Source organism: Dysgonomonas mossii DSM 22836, assembly GCF_000213575.1.
Classification (GTDB): Bacteria; Bacteroidota; Bacteroidia; order Bacteroidales; family Dysgonomonadaceae; genus Dysgonomonas; species Dysgonomonas mossii.
Genome location: NZ_GL892006.1, coordinates 192,883 through 218,947, shown reverse-complemented (window position 1 = coordinate 218,947; position 26,065 = coordinate 192,883). Strand labels below are relative to the sequence as shown.

General features: G+C 38.1%; 16 protein-coding genes and 1 tRNA gene. 4 read left to right on the top strand and 13 right to left on the bottom strand.

Annotated features, from left to right (window positions below; genetic code table 11):
• Nucleotides 1-3: 3 nt before the first annotated feature.
• Nucleotides 4-924, bottom strand: coding sequence for a FecR domain-containing protein (locus tag HMPREF9456_RS07800; protein ID WP_006842953.1), 921 nt, complete (start codon nucleotides 922-924; stop codon nucleotides 4-6).
• Complete coding sequence (locus tag HMPREF9456_RS07795; RefSeq protein WP_006842952.1) at nucleotides 918-1,493, bottom strand: RNA polymerase sigma-70 factor; 576 nt, start codon at nucleotides 1,491-1,493, stop codon at nucleotides 918-920. The genes HMPREF9456_RS07800 and HMPREF9456_RS07795 overlap by 7 nt, the downstream gene beginning before the upstream one ends.
• A 303-nt stretch (nucleotides 1,494-1,796) precedes the next feature.
• On the opposite strand from HMPREF9456_RS07795, the gene HMPREF9456_RS07790 reads away from it, so the two are divergent.
• Together HMPREF9456_RS07790 and HMPREF9456_RS07785 are read left to right on the top strand one after the other, a co-directional pair.
• Complete coding sequence (locus HMPREF9456_RS07790; protein WP_006842951.1) at nucleotides 1,797-2,999, top strand: pyridoxal phosphate-dependent aminotransferase; 1,203 nt, start codon at nucleotides 1,797-1,799, stop codon at nucleotides 2,997-2,999.
• Complete coding sequence (locus HMPREF9456_RS07785; RefSeq protein ID WP_006842950.1) at nucleotides 2,996-3,577, top strand: non-canonical purine NTP diphosphatase; 582 nt, start codon at nucleotides 2,996-2,998, stop codon at nucleotides 3,575-3,577. The genes HMPREF9456_RS07790 and HMPREF9456_RS07785 overlap by 4 nt, the downstream gene beginning before the upstream one ends.
• Nucleotides 3,578-3,746: 169 nt before the next feature.
• On the opposite strand, the gene HMPREF9456_RS07780 is transcribed toward HMPREF9456_RS07785, so the two are convergent.
• The 9 genes from HMPREF9456_RS07780 to ruvA all read right to left on the bottom strand — a co-directional run bounded on the left by HMPREF9456_RS07780 (nucleotide 3,747) and on the right by ruvA (nucleotide 19,943).
• Nucleotides 3,747-5,591: a fused gamma-glutamyl-gamma-aminobutyrate hydrolase/peptidase gene (locus HMPREF9456_RS07780; RefSeq protein WP_006842949.1), complete on the bottom strand. Its 1,845-nt coding sequence runs from the start codon at nucleotides 5,589-5,591 to the stop codon at nucleotides 3,747-3,749.
• 10 nt (nucleotides 5,592-5,601) lie between these two features.
• Complete coding sequence (locus HMPREF9456_RS07775; protein WP_006842948.1) at nucleotides 5,602-6,393, bottom strand: DNA alkylation repair protein; 792 nt, start codon at nucleotides 6,391-6,393, stop codon at nucleotides 5,602-5,604.
• A gap of 251 nt (nucleotides 6,394-6,644) precedes the next feature.
• On the bottom strand, nucleotides 6,645-7,199 hold the full coding sequence (locus HMPREF9456_RS07770) for a hypothetical protein (RefSeq protein ID WP_006842947.1): 555 nt from the start codon (nucleotides 7,197-7,199) through the stop codon (nucleotides 6,645-6,647).
• Nucleotides 7,200-7,235: 36 nt separating this feature from the next.
• Nucleotides 7,236-8,189 (bottom strand): dTDP-4-dehydrorhamnose reductase, encoded by a 954-nt coding sequence (gene rfbD, locus HMPREF9456_RS07765; RefSeq protein WP_006842946.1) that lies wholly within the window; start codon nucleotides 8,187-8,189, stop codon nucleotides 7,236-7,238.
• 15 nt (nucleotides 8,190-8,204) lie between these two features.
• The gene (fabD, locus tag HMPREF9456_RS07760; RefSeq protein WP_006842945.1) at nucleotides 8,205-9,104 is read right to left on the bottom strand and encodes an ACP S-malonyltransferase; all 900 of its coding nucleotides are present in this window, start codon (nucleotides 9,102-9,104) and stop codon (nucleotides 8,205-8,207) included.
• 277 nt (nucleotides 9,105-9,381) lie between these two features.
• Entirely contained in the window at nucleotides 9,382-10,095 is a 714-nt protein-coding gene (gene rprY, locus HMPREF9456_RS07755; RefSeq protein WP_006842944.1) for a response regulator transcription factor RprY, read from the bottom strand.
• A gap of 31 nt (nucleotides 10,096-10,126) precedes the next feature.
• Nucleotides 10,127-11,698: a sensor histidine kinase gene (locus HMPREF9456_RS07750; protein ID WP_006842943.1), complete on the bottom strand. Its 1,572-nt coding sequence runs from the start codon at nucleotides 11,696-11,698 to the stop codon at nucleotides 10,127-10,129.
• Between the two features lie 170 nt (nucleotides 11,699-11,868).
• Nucleotides 11,869-19,329, bottom strand: a complete 7,461-nt coding sequence (gene sov, locus HMPREF9456_RS07745; protein ID WP_018074860.1) for a T9SS outer membrane translocon Sov/SprA — start codon at nucleotides 19,327-19,329, stop codon at nucleotides 11,869-11,871.
• Nucleotides 19,330-19,361: 32 nt separating this feature from the next.
• Nucleotides 19,362-19,943: a Holliday junction branch migration protein RuvA gene (gene ruvA / locus HMPREF9456_RS07740; RefSeq protein WP_006842941.1), complete on the bottom strand. Its 582-nt coding sequence runs from the start codon at nucleotides 19,941-19,943 to the stop codon at nucleotides 19,362-19,364.
• A gap of 468 nt (nucleotides 19,944-20,411) precedes the next feature.
• On the opposite strand from ruvA, the gene HMPREF9456_RS07735 reads away from it, so the two are divergent.
• Nucleotides 20,412-22,463: a M3 family metallopeptidase gene (locus HMPREF9456_RS07735; RefSeq protein WP_018074859.1), complete on the top strand. Its 2,052-nt coding sequence runs from the start codon at nucleotides 20,412-20,414 to the stop codon at nucleotides 22,461-22,463.
• Nucleotides 22,464-22,702: 239 nt separating this feature from the next.
• Here HMPREF9456_RS07735 and HMPREF9456_RS07730 read toward each other — a convergent pair whose 3' ends face one another.
• Both HMPREF9456_RS07730 and HMPREF9456_RS07725 read right to left on the bottom strand, forming a co-directional pair.
• Nucleotides 22,703-23,926, bottom strand: a complete 1,224-nt coding sequence (locus HMPREF9456_RS07730) for a hypothetical protein (protein ID WP_006842939.1) — start codon at nucleotides 23,924-23,926, stop codon at nucleotides 22,703-22,705.
• Between the two features lie 478 nt (nucleotides 23,927-24,404).
• Nucleotides 24,405-24,480: transfer RNA gene (locus tag HMPREF9456_RS07725), tRNA-His, on the bottom strand.
• Between the two features lie 171 nt (nucleotides 24,481-24,651).
• On the opposite strand from HMPREF9456_RS07725, the gene HMPREF9456_RS07720 reads away from it, so the two are divergent.
• On the top strand, nucleotides 24,652-25,896 hold the full coding sequence (locus HMPREF9456_RS07720; protein WP_006842938.1) for a dicarboxylate/amino acid:cation symporter: 1,245 nt from the start codon (nucleotides 24,652-24,654) through the stop codon (nucleotides 25,894-25,896).
• Nucleotides 25,897-26,065: the final 169 nt, after the last annotated feature.

Below are 26,065 nucleotides of genomic sequence, written 5' to 3'. Positions count from 1 at the left end.
TCCCTATTCAATTGTATAGCCATCGCCTATATGGTCTACTTCCAAATTTAATGTAATAGCTACTACATCCAATATCGTAGACAAATCTTCTTTTGTGAATGTTACTGTAATTGGAAGATCTTGGATGCTTTTATCTTTTAGCTCTATCTGTTGCCCATAGAATGTATTTAGTTGGGTGATAACTTCTCCTAGAGGTGTTCCTTTAAACTGGAAATTACCTCTCATTATTTCCGTATAGAATTTATTGTTTTTAGACAAGTAATATCCACTTTGACTCATCTTAAGATTTATGCCGGTGTTGTTGTCCGAATAAAACAAGACTTCACCTTCGGTAACACTCACATAAATGGAGTCGGGAGTATTTGCTTCAACTGTAAACTTTGTACCGATATCTTTTACATATACATTCCCTGCTTTTACAATTTTGCTTTCCGCTTTTTCCGATTGCATTTCAAAAGAAGCCTTTCCTTTTAGATAAATTGTATCTCTTGTACCGTTTTTACAAAAAGAGATTTCACCTTCTATCAAATTAATCTTAGTACTGTCGGTAAAAGAATACAACCCTTTCTCGGTAATGGTCGTGATAGGATTGTCTTGCTTTCTATTGAAGATAATAAATAGTATTGCTATTGCAGCAACTGCACTTATTATCCAAACTAGAGGCTTTCTTTTGTCACTTTGGTCAGGTAATGTTTTTAGAGAAGGCTTACTAATATGTTCTTCTAGTATTTCAATCGCTTTTTGTATATCGAAGGGAGGATATTCGGCAGTTCCCATATTCTGGTAGAGCGAAGTGAGCTCGAAGAAATAGTCTTCATGCTCCTGCGACTCGGCAAGCCATTTCTCCAAGCGTATTTTATCTTGAGGAGACAACTCTCCTGCAAAATATCGTGCTAATAATCTGTCAGTGTCATTCGTTACCATAGCTCAATCAGTTTTATTAAGTAATATAACACTACGATGGAAATAAATTCCTTCAGGTTTTCTCTCAATATTTTCAATGCTTTAGCTATTTGGTTTTCTACTGTGTTTGGAGAGATCGCCAGTTCTTGAGCAATCTCCTTATAGCTCATCATTTCGAATCGGCTAAGTTCAAATACCTCTCTGCATCGGGGCGGTAATTGAGCTATTGCCATCGTGATTTTATAATTCAGTTCTTTTTCTACTATGCCTTCATATACTTCGTTATGCCCAACCGGTTCGTCTAAGGCTCTTTGTTGATTGTGCTTCTGTTGCAGCTTTATCTGTTTAATTCGGTTCAGACAGATATTATGCACTGCCATATACAGATAAGACTTTATCGACACGGTTATACTCGTATTGAGGCGGTCGTCCCATAGTTTAAAAAATACTTTCTGAACGGCATCTTCTGCCTCGAACTGATCTTTGAGGATACTATAAGCGTATTTACATAAAGGCTCATACCACCTTTTGAATAGGTTTTCGTGAGTTTCTTTATCTGTTAACCTCACTGTCTCTTGAATAAGCTCCACCTTTTTACATTGCTTTTGATAGGGTCGTTTCGGGTCAATTCTACTTCCCTATATGATATATGACAATTTTTTCCGGGTCTTCCACTATGTGAAAAGCAAATATATTTCTTTTTCTGGTAAATACCTGCCTTTTTGTTGTTTGAATAGAATAAGCTTATTAACATTGTTTGATATTCAATGCATAACGTTGTATATATCTAACTCACAGAACCAAAAATCTATTTTTGCATTCCGGGTATAAGTTTTCCTATAATTCGTATATTTGTGCTTCATTGTAAAATTGTATAAATAACATATTCGATTATGCCAAGTATCTCGCAACGAGGAATAGATATGCCAAATTCGCCAATCAGAAAATTGGCTCCCTTATCAGACTCTGCAAAGGCTAGAGGTCTAAAAGTTTACCATCTGAATATCGGTCAACCCGATCTACCGACACCGGAAGAAGCTCTCGAAGCGATTCGGAATATAGACCGCACGATCTTAGAATATAGTCCCAGTGATGGTTACCGTTCTTATCGTGAAAAGTTGATAGGATATTATGCAAAATATAATATTAATGTATCTCCCGATGATATTATTATTACCACAGGCGGCTCGGAAGCGGTATTGTTCGCCTTCTTGGCCTGTCTCGATCCGGGGGATGAAATCATAGTTCCCGAACCTGCTTATGCCAACTACATGGCGTTCGCAGCATCAGCAGGAGCAGTTATCCGTACTGTGTCTTCTACTATCGATGAGGGGTTTGCACTACCTCCTGTAGAGAAATTCGAAGAGCTTATTAATGAGCGGACTAAAGGTATCCTTATTTGTAACCCGAATAATCCGACTGGCTACCTGTATTCTCGTACCGAAATGAATCAGATAAAACATTTGGTTCAAAAATATGATCTCTATCTGTTTTCAGACGAAGTATATCGTGACTTTATATATACCAACTCACCTTATGTTTCGGCATGCCACCTTGTTGGAATTGAGGAGAATGTCGTACTGATCGACTCTGTTTCGAAACGATATAGCGAATGCGGTATCCGTATCGGTGCTTTGATTACCAAGAACAAGGAGCTTCGCAAAACCGTAATGAAGCTGTGTCAAGCTCGTCTTAGTCCGCCACTTATCGGTCAGATAGCAGCGGAAGCCTCTCTGGATGCTTCTCTGGAATATATACGCGACATATACGAAGAGTATGTAGAGAGACGGAAGTTCTTAATAGATAGGCTCAACCGTATTCCGGGAGTATATTCTCCTATACCTATGGGTGCATTCTATACTGTTGCCCGATTGCCGGTCGAAGATTCTGACGACTTTTGCGCATGGTGTTTGTCCGATTTCGAATACGAAGGACAAACTATATTTATGGCTCCCGCTTCCGGCTTTTACACTACGCCGGGACTTGGGAAAAATGAAGTGCGTATTGCTTATGTACTTAATAAAGAAGATTTAGCGAAGGCACTTACTGTATTAGAAAAAGCTTTAGAGGCTTATAATTCAAAAGATAAAAAATGAGAAGAAAATTAGTTTTTGCTACCAACAACAGTCATAAGCTCGAAGAAGTAAAAGCAGTTGTTGGAAGCAGCTTTGATATACTCAGCCTAAAAGATATCGGCTGCCACGAAGATATTGAAGAACCGGGAGAAACATTGCAGGAAAATGCTCTGATAAAAGCCCGCTACGTAAAAGATAAATACGGCTATGACTGCTTCGGAGATGATACCGGACTGGAAGTAGAAGCCTTGAATGGTGCTCCGGGTGTATACTCTGCCCGTTATGGAGGAGGTGATCATGACTCGAAGGCAAATATGAAAAAGCTGCTTAAAGAGCTTGATGGTGCTACTAATAGGAAAGCACAGTTCAAAACTGTGATAGCACTGATATTGGATGGCAAAGAATATCTGTTCGAAGGAAAGGTGAAGGGTAGTATTATCACCGAAGAAAGGGGAGACGCAGGGTTTGGTTATGATCCTGTTTTCCAGCCTGATGGATACGATCAGACATTTGCCCAACTGGGGTCAGGCGTGAAGAATAGCGTAAGTCACAGAGCATTAGCTACAAAGGCTTTGTGTGAGTTCTTAAAAAATATTTGAACAATTAGATACTAAATAGAACTGACTGAAAGGGAGTTTCGAAGTCTTTTGTCATGTTGAGCGAAGCGAAACATCTTGTATATAAGAGATGAGATCCTTCGTTTCAACTCAGGATGACAGTGAAGAGTAAATCCTTTATTTCCTTTCAGGCAGTTCTATTTATCCTTACTTACTTTTGTGCTCCTTTTTGAACAGCATTCATTACCCTAAGGACATTACCTCCCCATATCTTAGCGATATCTTCATCCGAGTAACCTTTCTCTAAAAGCTTCATCGTAATATTAATCATATCATTGCTGCCATTGCAACCCATAAGCCCGCCACCACCATCGAAGTCGGAAGCAATGCCTACATGATCTATTCCGGCAATCTTTACGGCATAATTGATATGCTCTATAGCATCAGTGAGGGATGCTTTCTTTCTGTCTTTATTCACAAAGAGATCGACCAAGCATATTTGCACAACACCTCCGTTCTTGGCTAAAGCCAGCATTTGCTTGTCCGTAAGGTTTCGGTCATGGTAGCATAGTGTTTGTACTGACGAATGAGAAGCGATAATAGGTTGAGTAGACAGTTTGATGACATCCCAAAAAGTCTTTTCACTCACATGTGATATGTCAATAATGACACCTAGTCTGTTCATTTCTTTTATTACCTCTTTCCCAAAGGGGCTTAACCCGTTCCATTCACGTGTAGTATCACTCGATGTATCACATATATCATTGTCTTTGGTATGGCAAAGCGTAATATAATTCACTCCCATTTTCTTGAATCGGGCAATATTCTCAATATTTTTTCCTATTCCATAACCATTTTCTATTCCTATGAAAATGGCTTTCTTGCCTCCGTTTTTTATTCTAGCAAGATCATCTGTCGTATAAGCTATTTCACAGATATCGTTATTTTTTTCTACCTGTGAATGAATACTCTTTATCAATCCTTCTATTTTGTCGATGGCAGCCTGTGATGAAACCTTATCCCGTTTTCCTTGAGCTGTATAAGCTGCAAAGAAAATAGCATCTAGCATACCTTCATCCATCTTAGAAACATTCACCTGATTGTTTTCTCTTTTTCCGATATCGAATCCTGCTTTTTTGAATTCTAAAGGAGTGTCGCAATGAGTATCAATAGAAAATATATGTTGATGTAGTTCTTTTGCTTTTCGGAAAGTTTCGGCTTCAGAAACTATGAATTTAAAGAATTTCAGCATCGTAGTATCTCCCCCGGCTACATGTCCTTCGGGATGCCATTGTACGCCTATTATTCTTCTATCCGGATAGGCTTCTATCGCTTCCACGATGCCATCCTCTGCTGTTGCTACTAATTTGAATCCGGGAGCTACATCTTTTACACCTTGATGATGGAAGCTGTTGACAAATACTTCTGTTTCTCCAAGTATCTTATTCAACTGAGAATCTTTTGCAATAGAAACTTTATGTGTTCCTATTTCCCTCGGCTCACTTTGCCTATGTTTTACACTTTTATTCTGATGCTGTGTGGGAATATCTTGATAGAGTGTTCCTCCAAAGGCAACATTGATTGCCTGTTCTCCTCTACATATTCCCAATACAGGGACGTTGCGGTCTGTCGCCAACTTTAAAAGTACCAAATCGTAAATGTCGCGGATAGAATCTATGTCATTCATATCCGGGATAGCTTGCTCTTTGTAGTATAGCGGGTTGAAATCTTCACCGCCGGTCATTACTAATCCGTCAAGATCCTTTACGATATCTCTCAGTACTGTTCCTTTTGTCATCACAGGAATGATAAGAGGGCGTCCTCCGGCTTTGAGAATAGCTTCTATATATGTTCCGGGCACACTCGATCCTCCGTTGCTTGTCCGGCTTGCAGAGACTCCGATCAATGGTTGCTGTTTTGCTCTCAGATCAACAAAGTGTGAGTCTGTATATTCATACAATTTTTGCAAATCGGGAACTATTGCCTCTTGCCCTCTTAGCGAAAGGATATTCAGAAACAATAATATAATGACTATATTATATGTAGTTCTTTTCATTTTTAATCTCTTATTTCTTGTTAATCGTTCTAAGTGCCTTCTTGATTATATATTTTGTCTCCTTGGTCGGATTATTATTTTCCCATTTGCTTGTAACAGCAATTACAAAATCGGGACGGGTTTTACTTGCGTCATTCAACCAGTTGGCTACGCTATCCTGTACATACTTTTCAGAGTCCGACTTTAGTGCTTCTAAAATTGGTAAAGCAATTTCGGGCTGTTGCTTCAGTTTATCGATATGCTTGCTCCACACTCCATTCGGGCGTATTGCTTCTGATGCAAATCGGCGAATGTTATGATCTTTGTCTTTAGTCCATGCTAATAATATCGGTATAGCATTTTCTATATTGCGATCCATATCTTCACGAACGGCCATCCATGCAATCTCTCTTACCCCAAAATTACCATCGGCGGCAAAATCTTTGATTGCTTCCAGTTTATCGGCAAAAGATATTGACTTGTCTAAGCCTATCATATAGGCAGCCCAACAGCGTACATTATCGGATATGTGACTTTTAAGTTCTTTGAACAACTTCTTATCTGTTTCTCGAAGCGTTTCTCTCAAAAGTGTTTCTCCGATCCTGCGTATTGTTTGCATTGTGCTCGCTTTTTCCAACACATCAAGTTCTGATAAACAAGCCGTCGCATATTTTTCAGGCAAAACGTTTTTCAAAAGCTCATTTTGGTCAACAGCCAACCACTCTGTTAGATTAACCGACTCTATTGTACCTAGATTCAGTTGTTGCAATACTTCGGCCGGTATATCTTTTAAGGATTTTACTCCCTTTCTCTTAACTTCCATATATAAAACAAATTAAACGGAAAAAGTAACAAAAGTAACACTTTTAAGTATATTATTTGTTGTCACCTTTTTCTTTATTCAATAATACTAAAGAACTTTAATATAAGACAATTTAATAATTAGAAAATACAAGGTTCTGATATCGATAGTCAAACGTCAGAGCACAATATTATTGATTACCTATAAATAAAAAACAGAGGTTCTCTTTGTACGAAAACCTCTGTTGATTTTATTCTTTAATATAAGAAATGCTAATTCGCTATAAATTTAAACTCGGGAGTGATTTGATATTTCACAAAAGCAGTATCTGATTTCTCCACTTGGTCATCATCGCTGTCACTATAGGTGAAATTTATAGTCTGAACAATAATCTCTTTACTGTTTATCTTTGTTGATACTTCGCTGTAATACTCTACCATATCTTCGTAAGCGACAAGTAGATTATCTTGCAGGTTTCCGCTTTTGTCGTAGCTTAACAAATATTCGGTTATTTCACCATCTGTTATCACTAGTACGGTCAATATTTTACCATTATCATTCGCCAGTAAAATGCGCCCCATCGATAAATCTTCGGCACTGTAACCTTCTAAACCTTTAACGTTGAACAATTGCAGATCGGTATACTCTTTTTCGGTCAGTCGGGCGATATTCGTCAAATCCATGCTATCGGCCTTATTGCTTAACTGGGTTTCTGAAAGCTCAACATTTAAGGTATCCAACTGAGCTTGCTTGTTTTCAGACTGTTTATTCTGACAGGATACGATTGTGACAAAAAATATAAAACTGAAAAGATAAATCTTTTTCATTTTAGTAGCTAGAATGTGATTGTATATTAAATAAGTTCAAATAGATAACAATTCTTTGATGCAATTGTTTAAACTTTCTTCCCATTTAGGGATAGTAAGGTTGAATGTAGATTTTATCTTGGTTTTGTCCAGTACACTATATTTAGGTCTTGTGGCTTTTACCGGATATTGTTCGGTCGTTATAGGGTTCACCTTGCATGTATTGATACCCGCTTCTTTGTGGATTGCTAATGTGAAATCGTACCAGGTAGTAGCCCCCTCATTGGAGTAATGGTATATACCGGGTTTAAATCCGTTGGCTTCACTGAAATCAAGTATTTTTACAATTGTTTTGGCCAGATCTGTTCCATTGGTAGGTGTTCCTCTCTGGTCGGCTACAACGTTTAGTGTTTCGCGTTCTTTGCCAAGCTTTATCATTGTCTTCACAAAGTTGTTTCCAAAAATGGAATACAACCATGCAGTTCGTAAGATAATACTATCAGCACAAGCTTTCAATAATTCAGCTTCACCTTCTTGCTTCGATTTACCATATACAGACTGAGGATTTACCGTATCAGTCTCAACATAAGGTTTGTTTGCTGTGCCATCATACACATAGTCTGTGGATATATGTATAACTTTAGCTTTGTTGTTTGTTGCTGCCTGCCCTAAATTGGCAACAGCGTCACGATTGATTTTATAACATAAATCTACATCATCCTCTGCTTTATCTACAGCTGTATAAGCTGCACAGTTGATAATATACTTTATATTATTTTCTTTTATAAAGAAATCTACAGATCTAAGATCGGTGATATCCAGCTCTGCTACATCTGTAAAGAAGAAACGGAAGTTGTTTTCATGATTAGCCGATATTCGTCTTATCTCATTTCCCAACTGTCCGTTAGATCCTGTAACAAGAATATTTCTCTGAACGAGTTCGAACAGAAAAATATTCTTAGCTGTTTCATCTTGATCGTCGGCTTGTTTATTTCCTGAAAAAAAAGCCATTTTGATTTATTTTTTTTAAATGCAGCTAACCAATTGTTGCTTGCCTGTTGCTGATACCTGTGGTGCTATCTTCTTCACAAGACCTTGTAAAACATTACCTGGTCCAAGCTCTACAAATTCAACAGCTCCATCTGCAACCATATGTTCTACAGATTGAGTCCATTTTACAGGTGCTGTTAATTGTGCTATCAAATTGTCCTTTATAACGGCAGGATTTGTTTCTCCTACTGTAGACACATTCTGATATACAGGACATGTAGGGACTGTGATAATTGTATTGTTTATAGCTTCCGACAATTTTACTTTTGCTGGCTCCATCAATGGAGAGTGGAATGCTCCTCCTACTTTCAGCTTAAGAGCTCTTTTTGCTCCGGCAGCAAGTAACAATTCGCATGCAGCATCAATACCTGCATTAGAACCTGATATTACCACCTGTCCGGGACAGTTATAATTAGCCGGTACAACTACTTCGTTCTTGATAGATGCACATATCTCTTCTACTTTAGCGTCTGGCAATCCTAACACTGCAGCCATTGTAGACGGATTCATTTCGCATGCTTCCTGCATAGCAAGAGCACGTTTATAAACAAGATTTAAACCATCTTCGAAAGACATGGCGCCGGCAGCAACCAAAGCAGAGAACTCTCCTAAAGAGTGACCCGCAACCATATCTGGCTTAAATTCATCGCCAATTGTTTTAGCCAATATTACCGAATGGAGGAAAATAGCCGGTTGAGTAACTTTAGTCTGACGGAGATCTTCGTCAGTACCGTTAAACATTAAATCTGTTATGCGGAACCCTAAAATCTCATTCGCTTTTTCGAACATTTCTTTAGCAACAGGAGATGTTTGGTACAGGTCTTTACCCATTCCTACAAACTGAGCTCCTTGCCCTGGGAATACAAATGCTTTCATTTTCAATATTTATAATTTATATAAGCAATTCAATTCAGGGTGCAAAATTAGTAAAAAAATGAGATATAAGACACTGATAATGCACAAATAAAAAAAGTATGAGTTAAAAAGACATACTCTCCATCTTTATTCACTTGTTAATTTTAGTCCTTTGGATTGATGTAGATAATGCTTTTGCTGCCTCTTGCAATGGTTATAGAATTAATGAAAGCCTAGCTAAAAAAGAAAGGCTAATGATAATATTTTATCACTAGCCTCTCATATATAATTGCAATTATTACTCTGCGCTTTCTTCTTCGTTTACCGGAGCTATCAGTTTGTAACCTTTACCGTGTATATTGATGATCTCAATACTTGGGTCAGGTTTCAATAGCTTACGCAACTTCGTGATGTAAACATCCATGCTACGAGCGTTGAAGTAGTTATCGTCCACCCAAATTTGCTTTAGGGCATGATTTCTTTCCAGAATGTCGTTGGCATGAGCACATAATAGAGCAAGAAGTTCTGCTTCTTTTGTTGTAAGTTTAGTACTTTCGCCATTGATGGTCAAAATTTGCTTTTGAGTATCAAAGTTCATATTACCAAACTGGTAAAGCTGTTGCTCTTTACTTCTTTTACCTTTCACACGACGGAAGATTGCTTCGATACGAAGAACAAGTTCTTCCATGCTGAATGGTTTCGTGATATAATCGTCTGCTCCGGCTTTGAATCCTTCCAGAATATCATCTTTCATATTTTTGGCTGTCAAGAATATGATAGGTATTTCTGTATTGATTGCTCTGATCTCTTTCACAAGAGTGATACCGTCTTTTTTAGGCATCATAACATCCAATATACACAAATCATACTTTTCTTTAACAAAGCCTTTGTATCCAACTTCACCATCGGTGTAGAGGTCTGTGTCGTACCCTTTGGCCTGAAGATATTCTCTTAGCAACATACCAAGATTTTCGTCATCTTCACATAAAAATAATTTTAATTTCTCTTCCATAACTTACTTATTTACAGTTTATTTTGCTTAACTAACTTTTACTCTTCATTATAGGCAGGCAAATTATAAATTTGGTGCCCTTCCCCAGCTCACTCTCGGCTTTTATTGTTCCTTTATGATCCTCTATTATTTTTTTTACGTATGCAAGTCCTAGTCCAAATCCTTTGACATCATGCCTGTTACCTGTTGATACCCGATAAAACCGTTCGAATATTTTCTTTACATATTCCTTTTTTATTCCGATACCATTGTCTTCTACAGCGATGTACAATTTATTATTGCTGTTCCACGTTCGAATCATCAGTTGCAAAGGAACATCTTCTTTTCTGTACTTCACGGCGTTATCGAGCAGGTTGAACAACACATTTGTAATGTGCATCTTGTCTGCTTCGATTGCAGATTCGGTAGCTTCTAAATCGATATCGAGATTTCCTCCAAATTTTTCAACTTTGATCTGGAATGTGTTTGCAACACTTACTACAATGTCATTGGCATCCAGCTCTTTGAGTTTTAGTGTAGCTCTTTGTTTTTCGAATAGCGACATCTGAAGAACTTTTTCTACCTGAAAACTCAATCGTTCCGTTTCGTCGTTTATTACACCGGATATATGTTTAAATACCTCGGGTGATTTTGTAATAGCCCCGTCTTTTAACATCTGGGCGGCTAAAGATATAGTCGATACCGGTGTTTTCAATTCGTGGGTCATGTTGTTCATAAAGTCATTCTTCATTTCCGATAAACGCTTTTGTCGGAATGTGATATATATTATTATTATAAATGTAACCAACAAGATAAAAGTAAATATTATGGCCGGATACAAGAATGATACCTCGCTTGATAGATAGTGCCCTTTATCGGGAAAGTAAACTTTCAGATAGGTGACTTTATTGGGCGGATCATTCGGAAATAGTACTTGTTGATATGCATATTTCTTGTCTCTATCCAGAAAACGTGGTTGCCTATAAACCGGTTTATCATTTTTATCTACAACTTCGTACTGGAAAAGTAACTCTATATTATTGTTTTTTAATTCATTCTTTATCTTAGTCTCCAGATCTTTAAAGTTTATCCTTTCTTCTATGGGTACATCACTTGCCGATTTGAATATCCTGTTCAAGACATCATTCATGATATCTTTTTCATATAGGTATCTCTTTATCTGCTCTTCCTGTAGGTCGAAGAATGTTTTAGAGATTGCATTTGTACCGCTTTTGGGCGACTGGAATACCTGTTTAGGCGGTGTTGTTTGTACCGTAGTCACATTGTGTTCCATATATATGACTGTACCGTCGGGCGCTGTCATCTTTGTTCTTTGCTGCTGTGTAACAGTTTCTTCCTGTGGCTGATTTCTTAATGCCATAGAGCGATTGTAAGCCGCTGCATCCTTCTTCTGTGTTTCAATGAACGCTTCATCCAGATATTTTTTTGTTTGATCGAGTTCCAAATTTCTTGAAATTTGAGCCAAACTACGGTTTACCGCTTCATTAAACTGATCGCTCCTCAATCTTATTGATTCGCGTAAATAGGTTATTTGTAAATACAACAGACCAAAGAATGCTACAGCCATTATTGCTGCGAGTATCCAAATTGTCGATTTTTTCATTTTCTCTTAATATCCTCAGTCTTCTCTAGTCAATTAAATAATGCGATAATTATCAAACATTAACCTTTGCACTGAACAACTATTTAACAATTGAGAGTAAGATATTGTTTAACATTTGAGGAAATAAACTTATATGATTTTTTTTTCTTATGCAAACTTATCAATATTTTTTATTGTACAAGTGTAAATTTTAAACTTATTCCAAAATTACTGTTTGTTGTTGGATAAGATGAGGCTGAAATCAACGGTTTATTTAAAATCCTGTCATAGAATGCTCTTAGGGTGAGCGCACGGCTCAAAGTATAGTCGGCTGATATCTTTAATGTAAAAACTGTAACCCCACTGGTGGCTTGGGTAAAATATTCTTCTATTTTTCTCAACAAGGCTTCTGATGATTTGTAAGATACCTCTGTTTTTATATTCAGGTCGTTGTTGAAATTCTTCGGTGTTCTGGATGTTAATCCTATTACCCTATTAAATTCATTGATACGGTAACCGAATCCCAATACAAATTCTTTTTCGAGATATTCGATGATCTGATAAGACGACATGTTCAGCGTAAGTGTACGTCCGCTATTGTACTGAGCGTTGATATTCATGTTATTGTTGAGTATTCCTTCGGCTCCGATCAATGGTCTGAACAATTCCGTAATACCTACTGATGATATATTGTATGGCGATGATGGGATAGGGTTACCTCCGAGTACATCACGTATATACCCCAAGTCATCACCTCCGCCTATGGCTTGTTGCCAGCCAGAGAAAGAGCTGTAACTTCCTACCTGATAAAAGCAGCTATAGGAATGACTCAGCCTCAACGATCTGAACTTAGATTTAATAAGAGGTATATTGCTTAAGCCATCGTAGGTTATGTTCCAGTTCGGCAGGATAGACCATATAGATGGGAATGCCGACATGGAGATGTTGTTTACATCGCGCCCTGTATAGGCTGCTATAAAAGCAGGAATAAGTACGTCTCCCGAGTTTGCATTCACTGTCGCGGCATTTCCACTTGCCAAGCCATCGGGTAGGGTTACATTGTTGTACTGTTTTTGTAGCCTGTTTTTAATTATTTCCTTATAAGCTAAGAATTTGTCGAATGTATCGGATTGATAATCATTTTTTGAGTTGCTGCCTCTAAGAGATGATTTTAGAGCAATGGTCGTCATAGAGAAGTTTCCGCCCAGTGTGCGTGGCATCCCTTTCGACATATATTGAATTTCAGTTCTTTTGTTATTTTCGTAATTGGCATTAAGCTCTATTTTAAGGTTCTTGATAGGTTCTATCTGCGCCCTTAGTTCCAGCTTTTCAGCACTGTTATATACCGCAGGCGAGATATTCATAGTATCCATCACCAACCAATCTCTACTCAACGATTTATTGATGAATTTCTCTCCACCTTCGAGACCGAATGCAAAACCCAAACCTGGAACAAGCCCGTACTCATTTGTATCTTTCTGTCCAAACATATCTCCAATGGTTGGGATAAATCCTGAAAGATGTGTTTCTCTTCGTTTCGAGTAATTAATATTCAGAGTGCGTAATGACATTAAACCTCTAGCCGAATAATCTAGGATATCAGTCAGAAGCTGCGAGCTATTAGGGTCATTGACCTTACTCTCAACGATGATCTGGATATTTGCCGAATCCTTATTCGTTATTAATATTGTATTTGTATCTGTTTTTTTGAACTTTACAGAATATGGCTTACCGTCTAGCTTTGCTGATACCTGTATATTTTTTGTATTCAGTCCATGCTTTAGGGTGTATGTTGTATCTTTTCGCAACGTAATTTCTTGTGTAAAGCGTCTTCTCTCAGGCTGTCTCTTTTCTTGCTGTCGTTGACTTGGAGACTGTCTTCTCCTCGAATCGAATCGATCGTTTACTTTCTTCAGGAATCCCCATTTATTGTATAGAGAAACCATGTCGATGCGATTGGTAAAGTCTAGGGTTACATTGTTGCTTATGGTATTTCCTACCTCTATCCCTTCTACTTGTGCTCCACGATCCCACTGATAGCCGCTTGTGTAGCTGGCATTGGATGTCAGCCAATCGGTAGCCGGAATGTTCTTGAATGGCAATTGATAGGTAACTCTGGCTATCTGGCGATAGGATAGGGGGCTGCCTAAGTTTCTGATACTGTGCATAACCGAATCTTTCCAGATCTCATAGTCGTTCCTATTAAGTTTCTTGTTTACTTGTAAGTAAGGTTCTTCTATTTCGGCTCTTGTTCCCGATTGGAATGAGAATTTCAGATTTTTTGTAAAATCCCAATTGATATTAAAATCTCTGTCCCATAAGAAAGATTGGCTCCACGACAAGAACTCATTATTATTACTTCCGCCCAATGAGTAACTTTCTATGTCACGTAAAAGCGTCTCGCTATAATAACGGGTAATTCTTGAATTGAGGGCAATATTACTTGGCAGATAGTTGAACCCAAGTGATTTGGCATACTTAGCTGCACCGGATTTACTTTTTGTATTCTTGAAAGGCTCCCACGTTTTCACTATCGGGCTATAATTATATCCAAAAGTCAGGTTGTAATTTTTAGTAACATCGTAGACTGTACTTGGATTTTTAATCTCAGTCTGATTAAATGAATATCCGATATTGAAATTGGCCGGGTCGTAAGGCATTGGTGTCTTACTTTGTATATTCACTTTTATATTGTTGAGGCTAATACTCTTTGTGGTAGACTTTTCTTGAGCAAGACTTTTTATCGAGTCTTTTTCGGCTTTCGTTTCTACCAAGCTGAATGATTCTTTCAGCGTTACATCCTGATCGAACGGATCGTACTTAGGCGTTGTTGTCTGATTGGAGTATGAATAATACAGCGGCAAGCTCACCTTTGCCTTTTCAGGTAAAAACCGTCCCAAATCTATGTTTGCAGCTATGCTGTATGTATGATAGTCATCTTGTCGTCTTTCCATCAGGCTTTGATCCAGCGCCCCAAATCCGGCCGTTTCCTTCCGTCCCGAAACACTTACGTTTCCCAGGTCCGAAAGAGCTACATTCAGGCTACCCTGAGCCGCCCATCCTCCTTCCTCGTCGAAATCGGTTAGGCGAAGCTCGTTGATCCACACCTCACCCGATTTGGTTAACCTGGAATTGTTGCGGACACCAATCATGATTACGTAAACATCCGATAAAGACGGATTACCCATTACACTTACTTTGTTGTTAGGCTTATCAGGATCGTACTCATGGTATAGAGTTGTATAAGATACCGTTGAGCCCGACTTTCTTTTTTCTCTGTTTCTGTTTAGTTTTATATTTTTCAGTAACTCGAGAGGGAAATCAAACATATTATCTTTAGGCCATACCACAGCCCTGTCTCCATTGCCATAACTACCTTCGGGTGTTATTGTTAAAGGTATTTCATATTCATAGTAATTGTTCTTGTAGTCAGAGCCTAAACGCATAAATACAGATATGTCTCCATTTGCCAGTTCCGTTCTATTTATAAGATTTTCGGCATGTGTAAATAACTGTATGCGCTTATAGCGTCTCAGGTCGTAAGATGTATTTTTGTATATGGCCCGTGCATCCTCCGGATCGAGATTTGTCACACGCATTGATAGTGATTGCTCATTTTCTTTGGTCAATTGTGTTTGGTCAGGATCTAAGGATCTGCTTAGCCCCGGAGGCAATACATAATTTACGGGTTTTCTCTCAGAGTTTTCTTCGATATTTACTGTCGAAATATCAATAGAACCATTTCCCATCTTAGCCCCACTTGTTAAGTCCTGATCGTACACACGCCAATCGCCTCTTACAAGCTGTAAGGTTCCGAATCGCAACACTGTTTGTTGTTCAAAATCAGTCAGGAACATTCTCATGAAACGGATGCTCTTGAAATCGTTGATATTTCCAATTCGTTTCCCTTGGCGAATTGGAATTTTGAACTGATACCATTTTACCTTTTCTTCTTTTCCGTTTCGGAGAGGAACTGTTACCTCCCGTTCGTCTACAATATAGTTGCGACCAACATTCATGCTATCCGGCTTCAGCGATACACGATATTGGTAATATGATTCATTTTCATTCAGCGTGTAATCCTGATCTATATCTTCTACATCGGGAACGCCACGTGCTGCGGTAGAATACCTTTCACCACTCTGATCTGTCGGTTTCGAATTTCCTTCAGTACCATTATAGTATTTGTAGCGGTCGAGGATCCCTTTTCGCTCGCGGTCGTAGTCTGAGCCTCGATAGAAATGATATAAGTCTCCCGATGGCGTATTAAGCGGAGAGAAAGGATCGTTTGTCATTTCATTAAGTGTGCTTTGGGATAACTTTGCCCTCAGATCGTCCAAGAAACTCTTATATACACCGTATGTTTTTTCTTCCTCTTGATTCAATCCATTTAACCCGACATCCTGTTTCTCGCGGGCAATAGCTCCCAGATTATCATCGAATGCATATACGGTAGATTGGCGTGTCGGCACTTTTCCCCACACAGTTTTTGTATATGCTGTAGGATCATCATTGACTGGTAGTCCGTTTTCGTAAAACTTTTTCCCATCTTTCAAGACATCTTCCGATATTTCTCCCAAATTGAAATAAAGGTCTCCTCCTTTGTGGGAGCTTGAAAAATCTTTAACAAATGGGTCCATCAGCCAGAATTCAATGTATTCTATATTTGACGCTTCGAAGTCACGCACATCCATTTTGCGTGTAATGCCCGCCCAGCGATCTCGTGGATTTAATAATTTTCCATCCGAATCTATTTTGTCTCCATCCAGATTGTAAGGGCCTCTTTCGTTAGGGTAGTACGATAGATTTAATGTTGGTATTGTAGCCGACTCTGTTTGTCTGATATCTCGGTTCGGGTATATCTCGGTGATACCAATTTCCCTGACATAATGATCTGATAAAGAATCGCTATTTATATAACTTGGTGTAAGCGACGACCCTTTGCGTGTAAATAGCGGATCGATGGTAAACCAAGATAACATGGCTCTGTTTTTTGCATATTGGATACTGTCCGAAGGCTTATTCCCTGAGATTGTAGGTGGGTATACAAATCTAGGCAGCTCTTTTGGTGTTGACGCAAGATTCCATGCATAAGGGCTTTTGAGTTCGATGCGTGATTGTGACGACTCAAAATCATCGAGATAAGAAAATCCTCCCGTATCTTTATTTTGGTAATGCCCCGGTATCATGTGCGCAAACTCACCCATAAAACTGATTTGAGAAGGCTGTGTTGCATTTACAAATGGTATCTTGTCAATCAGGTTGGTGAGCCACATCGATTCGGTCTTATATGATGTGTTTACCCCCCATAACGTATTATTGACCGATTCTTCACCGATAACGGTTTTAGTCGTTAGCGGTTTTTCGTATAGATGCATAATTGTACCGCCGATGTTGAAATTCTTTGAGATATCGTAGCTCAGATTCAGCCCCATCATTGTTTTTCGTTGCATACCTAGCGACCGTTCTTCTAACGAAGTCTGTATGTTGGCATCAGAATCTATCAGGTTCTGATTTATGATAGTGACTATACCCGATGTATAGTCAACTATATAGTCTGTTCCTTCGGTGAGGAGCATACCATTGGCAGTAAGTTTTACAGATCCCTGTGGTATGTTTGTTGACATCAGGTCTATTTCAGCTCTACTGTTCGATGATCCTCTGAATGAACCGTATATCTTAAATTTGTTTTTTTCTGCGGTTTGTCTGGCTACGGTCAGTGTAGAGTCATATAACTGCTGGTAAACATACTTTTCTGCAATAATAGGACTGCCTATTTTATTCGCCAGATGCTTTCCGAACGGTTCAACCACAGGGAATATAATGCGTCCGTTCTGAGACTGAACGGTATATCCTTCAAGATAGTCGAAGATACCATCGCCTTTTGTTCCGTCTTTTTGGGTAACTTCTTTATTCTGAGAGTTCAATCTGTCTAGGTTCATCACCTTTATCAGAAGTTGATTTTTAATGTTTCCCTCAGGCAGATAGTTTATGTATGTACCTAAAGTGTCTGACTGATAGGCTATGTTGAGTCTAAAACGGTCTTGTTGTATATTGCTTGCACCAAGGGAGTAAATGTTTTTCATCATCAAGTCCCATGTATATGAACGTGGAGACAGAGAGATGGGCTTCAATAACTTTACAAACAAAGCACCTGACTTCGGGTTGCTCGATTCATAATTGGCAGATATGTCTGTTGATAATTCTCCCACTTGATACGTAGTTCCATTTACAGTGTACTGATAGGCTACTGCAAGTACTTCGTCGGCTTGTAATGCAGAGTTTAGAGATAAGTACCCTAGTTGAGCGTTGTATGTATATTCCGAAGAACTAAGCATTCGTGCGCTTTCTATTTTTTCATAGTCGAGCCCGCTTTCTATATAACCGTTAAACTCGCTGGTTACTTGCGAAATATCCCTAGCCCTGGTGTGTGCTGTGGTCATTGTAGCATATAGGTTATTCGCTGCGTTATATGGTGTCTTTACAGAGCCTGTGCCTATCCATTTTGGGTTTTTAATATTGTCACGCTCTGCAATATCGGCAAAGGCAACAATATTTCTCGACTGCATAAAGTCGCTTCTCCTATTCGTAACCCACACTTCCATTTTAGTAATTGATACAGGTGAGTTGATATAAGGGATTCTACTCATTGCATTATCGTAATTATCACGGAAATAGTATCCCAAGAAAAAGTGTCTGTTTTCGTCGTATTGATCAGCCTTAAAAGAGAATTCGGTTGTTTGTATTCCTCCCTTTGTATTCACCGTCTGCGACTGAGACTCCTGTTGAGAGATAACTGTATTTATCCGTAGTTTTCCGAACTGAAGCTCTGCGTTGATACCGAATAAGGCTGTTCCTCCGTTGATGAGTGAGTTTGTTGTGCTCATGCTTACGTTTCCGGCCTCTATCTTCTTTATTATTTCGTCTTCCTTTCCATCGTAACCCAATTTCAGCTTTTTAGAGTCGAAATCAAATAAGGCTTTCGTGTCATAATTCATGCCGAAGTTGATTTTGTCACCAACCGAAGCTGTAACGTTCATCTGGATATCTTCTTTGAACTGAAAGGTAGTGTGACTTCGGTTGCGTTCCGAAAGGGTAGGGTTGTCTGTACTACTTCGCTTAAAGCCCATTGTAGTTTCAACGTATCCTTGTGTTCTCACCTTTACTCCACCGGGTCCAAAAAGCCGCTCTGCCGGGCCTAAGTTTAGTTTTATGTCTTTCAGCGAAAACTCATCTTTTTCATCCTTCTTGTCGTATGCTTCTGCATTTTTAGATCTGAAATATCTACTCATGGATTGCTTGAGGGTGTAATCCATATACTCGTCAGAACTTAAAGAAAAAGGAGTGGATATTTCCTGATCTCCGATTTTTGTGCGGAAAATATACAGTCCGCTGGCAGGGTCATATTCTACAGACTTCTTCAGGTTGTCGGGGTCTTTGAGGTCTGCCGGAGGATTCGCATTGAGGTCTTTATAAGTTTCTATCTGTGTTTTCTTTACCGGAAAGAGAGGAACAGTATCATTTGTTTCTAAGAAAGAGCTTTCTTTTTGGGCAATATGAATTTCCTTTTTTCCGTAAATACCGGAAAATAAACTGATCGAGCTTACTAAAAGCGTGATAAAAAACAAATATTTTGTAAGTTTCTTCTTCAATCCGACAAGGTAAATATAAATAGAGTGAATGTTCAGAGCATTTTTAGTGCCGTCTTTATTACTTGCTCAACAGTGCTGTCCGGTTTGTCCTTCAATATTTTGGATACTGCTTTTTGCGAAGCCTGCTGAGGAAAGCCTAACATTACCAGTGCTGCGATGGCTTCTTCTCCGGCCTGACTTGTTTTTGCAAACATCTCTACAGATTCAATCCCACTGACCTTGATTTTATCTTTCAGGTCAACAATTACACGTTGGGCGGTCTTAGTGCCTATGCCCTTAACGGTTTTTAGTATATCCGAGTTGCCGGAGGCAATCACGTTTGTTAATTCCTGTACAGTCATCGACGACAAAATCATACGACCCGTGCTTGCTCCTATGCCCGAGACACTTATCAATAAGATGAATAGCTCACGTTCTTGTTTTTCGGAGAAACCATATAGCTGGTAAGCGTCTTCTCTTATTGCCTCATATATGTATAATTTGGCACTCTTTTGTCCTGATATACTGGTATATGTATTTAAGCTTATGTTAATAAAATAACCTATACCATGTGTTTCGAGTGTAGCGGAAGTAGGGGTCAGTTCAGCAATATCCCCTTTTATATAATCTATCATAATCGGTTCGTAAATTTTACTAATTTATAACGTGTAAATATTAAAAAAAGTATATTTCAAGACGATTTAGAGGTTGTTTAACTTTTGTCTTATATAGCATACGCATAATAAATTAAGGATATTTGCCATCAAATCCAAATTCTTATATCACGCCCTGTTGAGTATGCCATTGAATAATAATCTAAAAAGGAAAAATCAAATACTCTAACTTTCTTGTTCGTGTTTGCCATTCAGGCTTCTTATTTAATGGGCAAAGGTAAGATTTTTGTGTTACTTTTTGTACCTTTGTCTGTTTCCATTGAATTATTTAATTAAAAACTATACCGATAAATAGAGTACTCAATCAAGCAAATCATTTATGCATCGGTAAAATTGATAATGGAAGTTAAATAAAGAATAATTGATAACCTCAAATATTTGAATTATATGAAAAAAAAGTGTTTTTTCGTTTTATTATTAACAATAGCTATGACTACAATTCAAGCTCAAAACCCGTTTTTCTCGGCGTATAAAACGCCTTACGATACACCGCCGTTCAATAAAATCAAGAACGAGCATTACGAACCTGCTATAGAAAAAGGAATAGCAGAGCATCAGGCTGAAATAAACAAGATAGTAATGATCAGGGCGGTTCCTACCTTTGAGAATACAATCGTTCCTTTGGAAGAGTCCGGAAAATTGTTAAGTAGAGTAACGTCTGTGTTCTTTAATCTACTCAGCTCAGAGAGCAATGATGAGATGATGGAAATAGCACAGCGTATTCAACCAAAACTTTCGGAACATTCCAATTCAATAACATTGAATGAAGGTTTGTTTCAAAAAGTGAAGGCTGTTTATGATAAACGTCTGGAATCAAATCTAACACCCGAGCAAATCCGTTTGGTAGAAAAGACATACCGGGGCTTTGAAAATAGCGGGGCTACACTCGTAGGAAAAGATAGAGATACATACAAAGAGCTGTCTACCAAATTGAGCCAATTGACTTTAGATTTTGGACAGAATGCTTTGAAAGAAAGTAATAAATTTGAGATGCTTCTGACAGATGAGGCAGACTTGGCCGGGTTACCTCAGATGGTAAAAGATGCTGCTGCTGCAAAAGCAAAGGCTAAAGGAAAAGAGGGATATATCTTCGATCTTTCTGCGCCTAGCTATATCGCATTTATGAAATATTCTACTCGTCGCGATCTTCGTCAGAAACTGTATATGGCATATAATACAAAATGCGTAGCCGGAGGAGAGTTCGACAATCAGGAGAATGTGAAAGAAATTGCTAAAACCAGAATGCAAATAGCGAATCTTTTGGGCTATACTGACTATGCTACTTATACATTACGTAACAAGATGGCAAAAGATAAGGAGCATGTTTACGGTCTGCTGGACGACTTGTTCAGTGCTTATGCACAGGCGGCTCGTGAAGATGTGAAGATGGTAGAAGGCTTTGCCGTAGGAATGGAAGGGAAAGCAATTGACCTACAACCTTGGGACTGGTCTTTCTATTCAGAAAAACTTAAAGATGCTAAATATAGTGTAAGCGATGAATTGGTACGTCCTTACTTTGAATTAGAAAATGTAAAGAAAGGTGTTTTTGGTCTGGCAACAGATCTATATGGAATCACATTTAAAAAGAATACTAAAATACAGGTTTATCATCCCGAAGTAGAAGCCTTTGATGTGTTAGACGAGAATGGTAATTTTTTGGCTGTTCTGTATACAGACTTTCATCCACGTGAGGGAAAACGTCAGGGAGCATGGATGTCTGAATTTAAAGGACAGTATGTGGAAAAAGGAAAAGACTCTCGTCCGTTTGTTACGATTGTAATGAACTTTACACGTCCAACAGAAACAGAACCGGCTTTGCTTACTTTCGACGAAGTAGAAACATTTCTTCATGAGTTTGGGCATGCTTTGCATGGTATGCTAACCAAATGCACTTACGAAACGCTGTCAGGAACAAACGTTTTACATGATTTCGTAGAACTGCCTTCTCAGATAATGGAAAACTGGTTGACAGAAAAAGAATATCTTGATAAGTTTGCCGTTCATTACAAAACAGGAGAAAAAATTCCTGCTGATCTTGTAAAAAAACTTGTAGATGCAGCCAATTATAATGCGGCATATCTATGTTACCGTCAATTATCATTCGGATACCTTGATATGGCATGGCATACATTGCAGCAACCATATACAGGTGATGTGATTTCATTTGAGCGTAAAGCAATGGATAAAACGGCTCTGTTGCCAGTGGTAGAAGGTACTAATATGTCTACATCATTCAGTCATATATTTGCCGGAGGATATGCTGCCGGATATTATGGTTATAAATGGGCGGAGGTATTGGACGCAGATGCTTTTGCATTGTTCAAACAAACGGGTATTTTCAACAAAGATACAGCTCGTTCGTTCCGTGAAAACATTTTAGAGAAAGGGAATACCGAAGAACCAATGACTTTGTATGTTAAATTTAGAGGACAAGAACCTACTGTAAATGCATTGTTGGAAAGAAACGGTATAAAGAAATAAAGCCAAAGAAAATATTACAAAAAGAGTCATCGGATTTTCTGATGACTCTTTTTTTTATGGAAGGGTTAAATCTTATTGTATCAATAAAAAAGGAGTTGTCATCGAAAGAGACAACTCCAGTTATAGACTTAATGTATTACAAACTTTCTGAGTTTTTTATTTAAGTAGTTTTATTTTAATCTTAATGTGTTAATCGATATGCTTTATTCGATATTTTGCTGTTTAATAATGTTTTATGTTTAAAGCTTCCAGTAAATAAGGCTGGTGCGTATAGCACTAGTTGAACTAAGTCCTTGTCTTAATGTCCAGTTCGATAAATCCGGTCTAAGCATACTAATAATAACCTTATCTCCTGCATCAAATGTTCCTCCTAATGTTACACTATAGCTATAGTCTTGTTGGTTAGTTGGTAGCCCTAAAACTACTACATCAATTTCAGCAGCATCGATAAGTGTCGATTTATTATTTTTTTGAAGATATATATAGAATGGTAAACGGTTCTGGGAGGTTGTTCCAATTCGCCCGTAAAGTCGCAGGGAGAATGCATAACTACCAGATTCAGTTATTGTTATATCTCCGAATGGGAGCTGATCTGCCAGAGAGGGGTCACCATTTACACTGTTATAAGCTGTGCTGATAGTAACATCACTGGTTAAATTTTTGAGGTTTATACCGATCATACCGTCACCAATTTTTATATTACTACAGCTCTGACCCAAAAAATCGATAGAAGGTATAGTTGTTGCTGTTGGTGATGATACTGATGGTATCCCAAATATTCGGTACATAACTTCTCCTCCTCCGTAGGCGAGTTTGCCCCCAATTCGTTCCATCGATAGACCATTACCTATTGATTCCGCGGCAGTTCCTGAGTATGATCCTCCATTTCCTCCTAAATAAGGTACTTTTAGTATTCCCTCAAAAGGAACACTTGCCGTGTAGGTATTAGGCGTCATTTGAGAACCACTGCATATTAGTGATGTAATTTGAGGTTGTATTACAGGGCTGTCGTCTATTTTTCTCCATTCTGTACCAGTCCATGTGTGTACGCCACTTACGAAATCGCCGGTATTTGTTACATTGAATACTGTCATTCCGATATGCGTTCTCTTTAGATCCGCTTTGTTATTTGTGTATTCAGCCACCTCAGAACCTGCAGCGGTGTTCCAATACATCGGGTATAGCTCATTTTTATTTGTAAGTAGTACGCGCGGAAGAACCACACCTTTCTCTGATGTTTGGTTATTTCCTTTTGGTATAAACTCCTTGATGTCTAAAACAGAACCTCCCTCCGGTGAGACGTTCGAACCTATTGTTACTTGTGCCGTAGCATTACTGGTGATCATAAAGCAAGCAAAGGCTATACACAGGTAAGCGAAATTTTTGGTTTTCCTTGTTTTTGTCTTTTCCTTTAATCCGTTAAGGTGAATTAAAAAGTAATTAAGTAAATTGTTTGTTGTCATAAATGTAAAAGTTAATTGTTTGTGTATTTAAGTCTGAAATTCCTGACATTTCAATATAATATGTTTGTGTGTATGGTATGCCCAAAATGCTTTGTGCAAACAAATTACTAAATAGATAAAAGCGTAATACTTTATTATCTATTAGTGTTAAAGACTATAGTTTGATTTTCTCTGGGTATTAATTTTGTAAAATTTCCTTATATCGAACGGTTTAAATTTTGTTTTATAAAGTTTGTTATATTAAATGAGTTCGTGTCAAAGTTTGTTTGCAAATGTAATGTTTATTTTTTATAAATACAATATTCAAATTTAATAAAAGAATATTGATTGTTTTGAATAAGTCTTCGATCTTTTTTTGAAAAGAGATTTTGTTATTGTATTGAATGAGAGTGGATCATGGATTAAAGAGGAAGTTTTCCAAGTTTGGATATATGATATAATAAAAAAAGAAACCGTTAATTTAACAGTTTCTTTTCTAGGGTGGAAGACGGGGCTCGAACCCGCGACCTTCGGAACCACAATCCGACGCTCTAACCAACTGAGCTACAACCACCGTTTTGCAATTGCGGTGCAAATATATGCATTTTTCTTGTATTAGCAAGGGGTATGGTGAAAAATCTTAATCTTTTTTATTTAGATTTTTCGCTTATAAAATCTATGTTCTTTTAATACAGATATTTCGAAATGAAAGTGTATTTTTGTCGACTTATATAAGAGTTTGATTAATGAATGTTTTGAAGAACTACGCATTTACGATCTTTTTGCTTCTCGGTATTCTGATTGGTGGTATTTGCGGTATTATTTTTGGAGAAGGGGCTAGTGTTGTAAAGCCTGTGGGGGATATTTTTCTCAATTTGATGTTTGTGCTTATCGTGCCGCTTGTTTTCTTTAGTGTAGCATCATCTATTTACAACATGCGCGACTCTAACATGGTCGGTAAAGTGATAGGAAGTATTGTTTTTGTATTTCTCTTTACCGGGGTTGTGGCTGCTGCCGTATCTTATCTTTTTACACTCTTGTATAATCCTCTTGGAGGAGTTAATCAGTCTGAATTCTTGTTAGGACTGCCCCAACAAACTGTAAAACAATTGACTTCTGCCGAAATATTTGTGAATATTTTTACTGTTTCCGATTTTCAGCAGTTATTTACAAAAGCGAATCTGCTACCTCTTATTATATTCTCTATCTTCTTTGGCTTGGCAACCTCTTTTTCGGGTACGAAAGGAAAAATAGTGGCAGACTTTTTAAATGCTTCCACTCATGTAATTATGAAAATGATGGATATCATAATGAAGGCGGCTCCTATCGGACTAGGGTGTTACTTTGCCGATACGGTTGGGAGTCTGGGAGGGCAGATACTGAATGGGTATATGCATGTTTTCATTCTTTTCCTCATCCTTACAGGAATTAGCTTTTTCGGGCTCAACTCTATATATGTGTGTTGGGCGGGAGGGAAAAAAGGCTTTGTTTCATTTTGGAAGAACATATTGACTCCATCACTTACTGCCATTGCCACATCTTCTAGCGCAGCGTGTATTCCTGTCAATATAGAAGCTTCTAAGCGAATGGGTATTCCTTCGGGTATTGCCGAGACTGTGATTCCATTAGGTACAAATATGCACAAGGACGGTTCTATCATAGGCGGTGTTCTTAAGATCATATTTCTATTTACGATTTTCGGACAAGAGATAACCTCTTCTTCCAATATGTTTATGATTATAGGTGTTGCCGTATTGTCTGCTGCTGTTGTAGGTGCTATCCCAAGCGGAGGTATGACGGGCGAATTGCTAATTTGTTCTATTTTTGGATTTTCACCTCAGTTTGCTGCTACATTGATGATTATAAGTACTATAATTGATGTTCCGGCTACATTGCTCAACTCTACGGGTAATGTGGTTTGTGCAATGATGGTAACCCGTTTGGCGGAGGGAAAGGATTGGGTAAAGAAACAGTTTATCGATGCATCCTAAATTTATCTCTTAATTGTATAGGGCGTTTACATTCGAAATGAAAAAGTGACATCAAAGTCATCTAGACTTTTAGCCATAGAGCTACGCAAAGTATACAATGACTTCTTATATCCAGATATGAAGAAACGAGATCATAATTTGCAAATCTGATCCTTAAATAGTATTTTCG

What these genes read in the sequence shown, in the direction of transcription:
- HMPREF9456_RS07800 (WP_006842953.1), bottom strand. Translation starts at nt 924, where the DNA reads ATGGTAACGAATGACACTGACAGATTATTAGCACGATATTTTGCAGGA.
- HMPREF9456_RS07790 (WP_006842951.1), top strand. Translation starts at nt 1,797, where the DNA reads ATGCCAAGTATCTCGCAACGAGGAATAGATATGCCAAATTCGCCAATC.
- HMPREF9456_RS07785 (WP_006842950.1), top strand. Translation starts at nt 2,996, where the DNA reads ATGAGAAGAAAATTAGTTTTTGCTACCAACAACAGTCATAAGCTCGAA.
- HMPREF9456_RS07780 (WP_006842949.1), bottom strand. Translation starts at nt 5,591, where the DNA reads ATGAAAAGAACTACATATAATATAGTCATTATATTATTGTTTCTGAAT.
- HMPREF9456_RS07775 (WP_006842948.1), bottom strand. Translation starts at nt 6,393, where the DNA reads ATGGAAGTTAAGAGAAAGGGAGTAAAATCCTTAAAAGATATACCGGCC.
- HMPREF9456_RS07770 (WP_006842947.1), bottom strand. Translation starts at nt 7,199, where the DNA reads ATGAAAAAGATTTATCTTTTCAGTTTTATATTTTTTGTCACAATCGTA.
- rfbD (WP_006842946.1), bottom strand. Translation starts at nt 8,189, where the DNA reads ATGGCTTTTTTTTCAGGAAATAAACAAGCCGACGATCAAGATGAAACA.
- fabD (WP_006842945.1), bottom strand. Translation starts at nt 9,104, where the DNA reads ATGAAAGCATTTGTATTCCCAGGGCAAGGAGCTCAGTTTGTAGGAATG.
- rprY (WP_006842944.1), bottom strand. Translation starts at nt 10,095, where the DNA reads ATGGAAGAGAAATTAAAATTATTTTTATGTGAAGATGACGAAAATCTT.
- HMPREF9456_RS07750 (WP_006842943.1), bottom strand. Translation starts at nt 11,698, where the DNA reads ATGAAAAAATCGACAATTTGGATACTCGCAGCAATAATGGCTGTAGCA.
- ruvA (WP_006842941.1), bottom strand. Translation starts at nt 19,943, where the DNA reads ATGATAGATTATATAAAAGGGGATATTGCTGAACTGACCCCTACTTCC.
- HMPREF9456_RS07735 (WP_018074859.1), top strand. Translation starts at nt 20,412, where the DNA reads ATGACTACAATTCAAGCTCAAAACCCGTTTTTCTCGGCGTATAAAACG.
- HMPREF9456_RS07730 (WP_006842939.1), bottom strand. Translation starts at nt 23,926, where the DNA reads ATGACAACAAACAATTTACTTAATTACTTTTTAATTCACCTTAACGGA.
- HMPREF9456_RS07720 (WP_006842938.1), top strand. Translation starts at nt 24,652, where the DNA reads ATGAATGTTTTGAAGAACTACGCATTTACGATCTTTTTGCTTCTCGGT.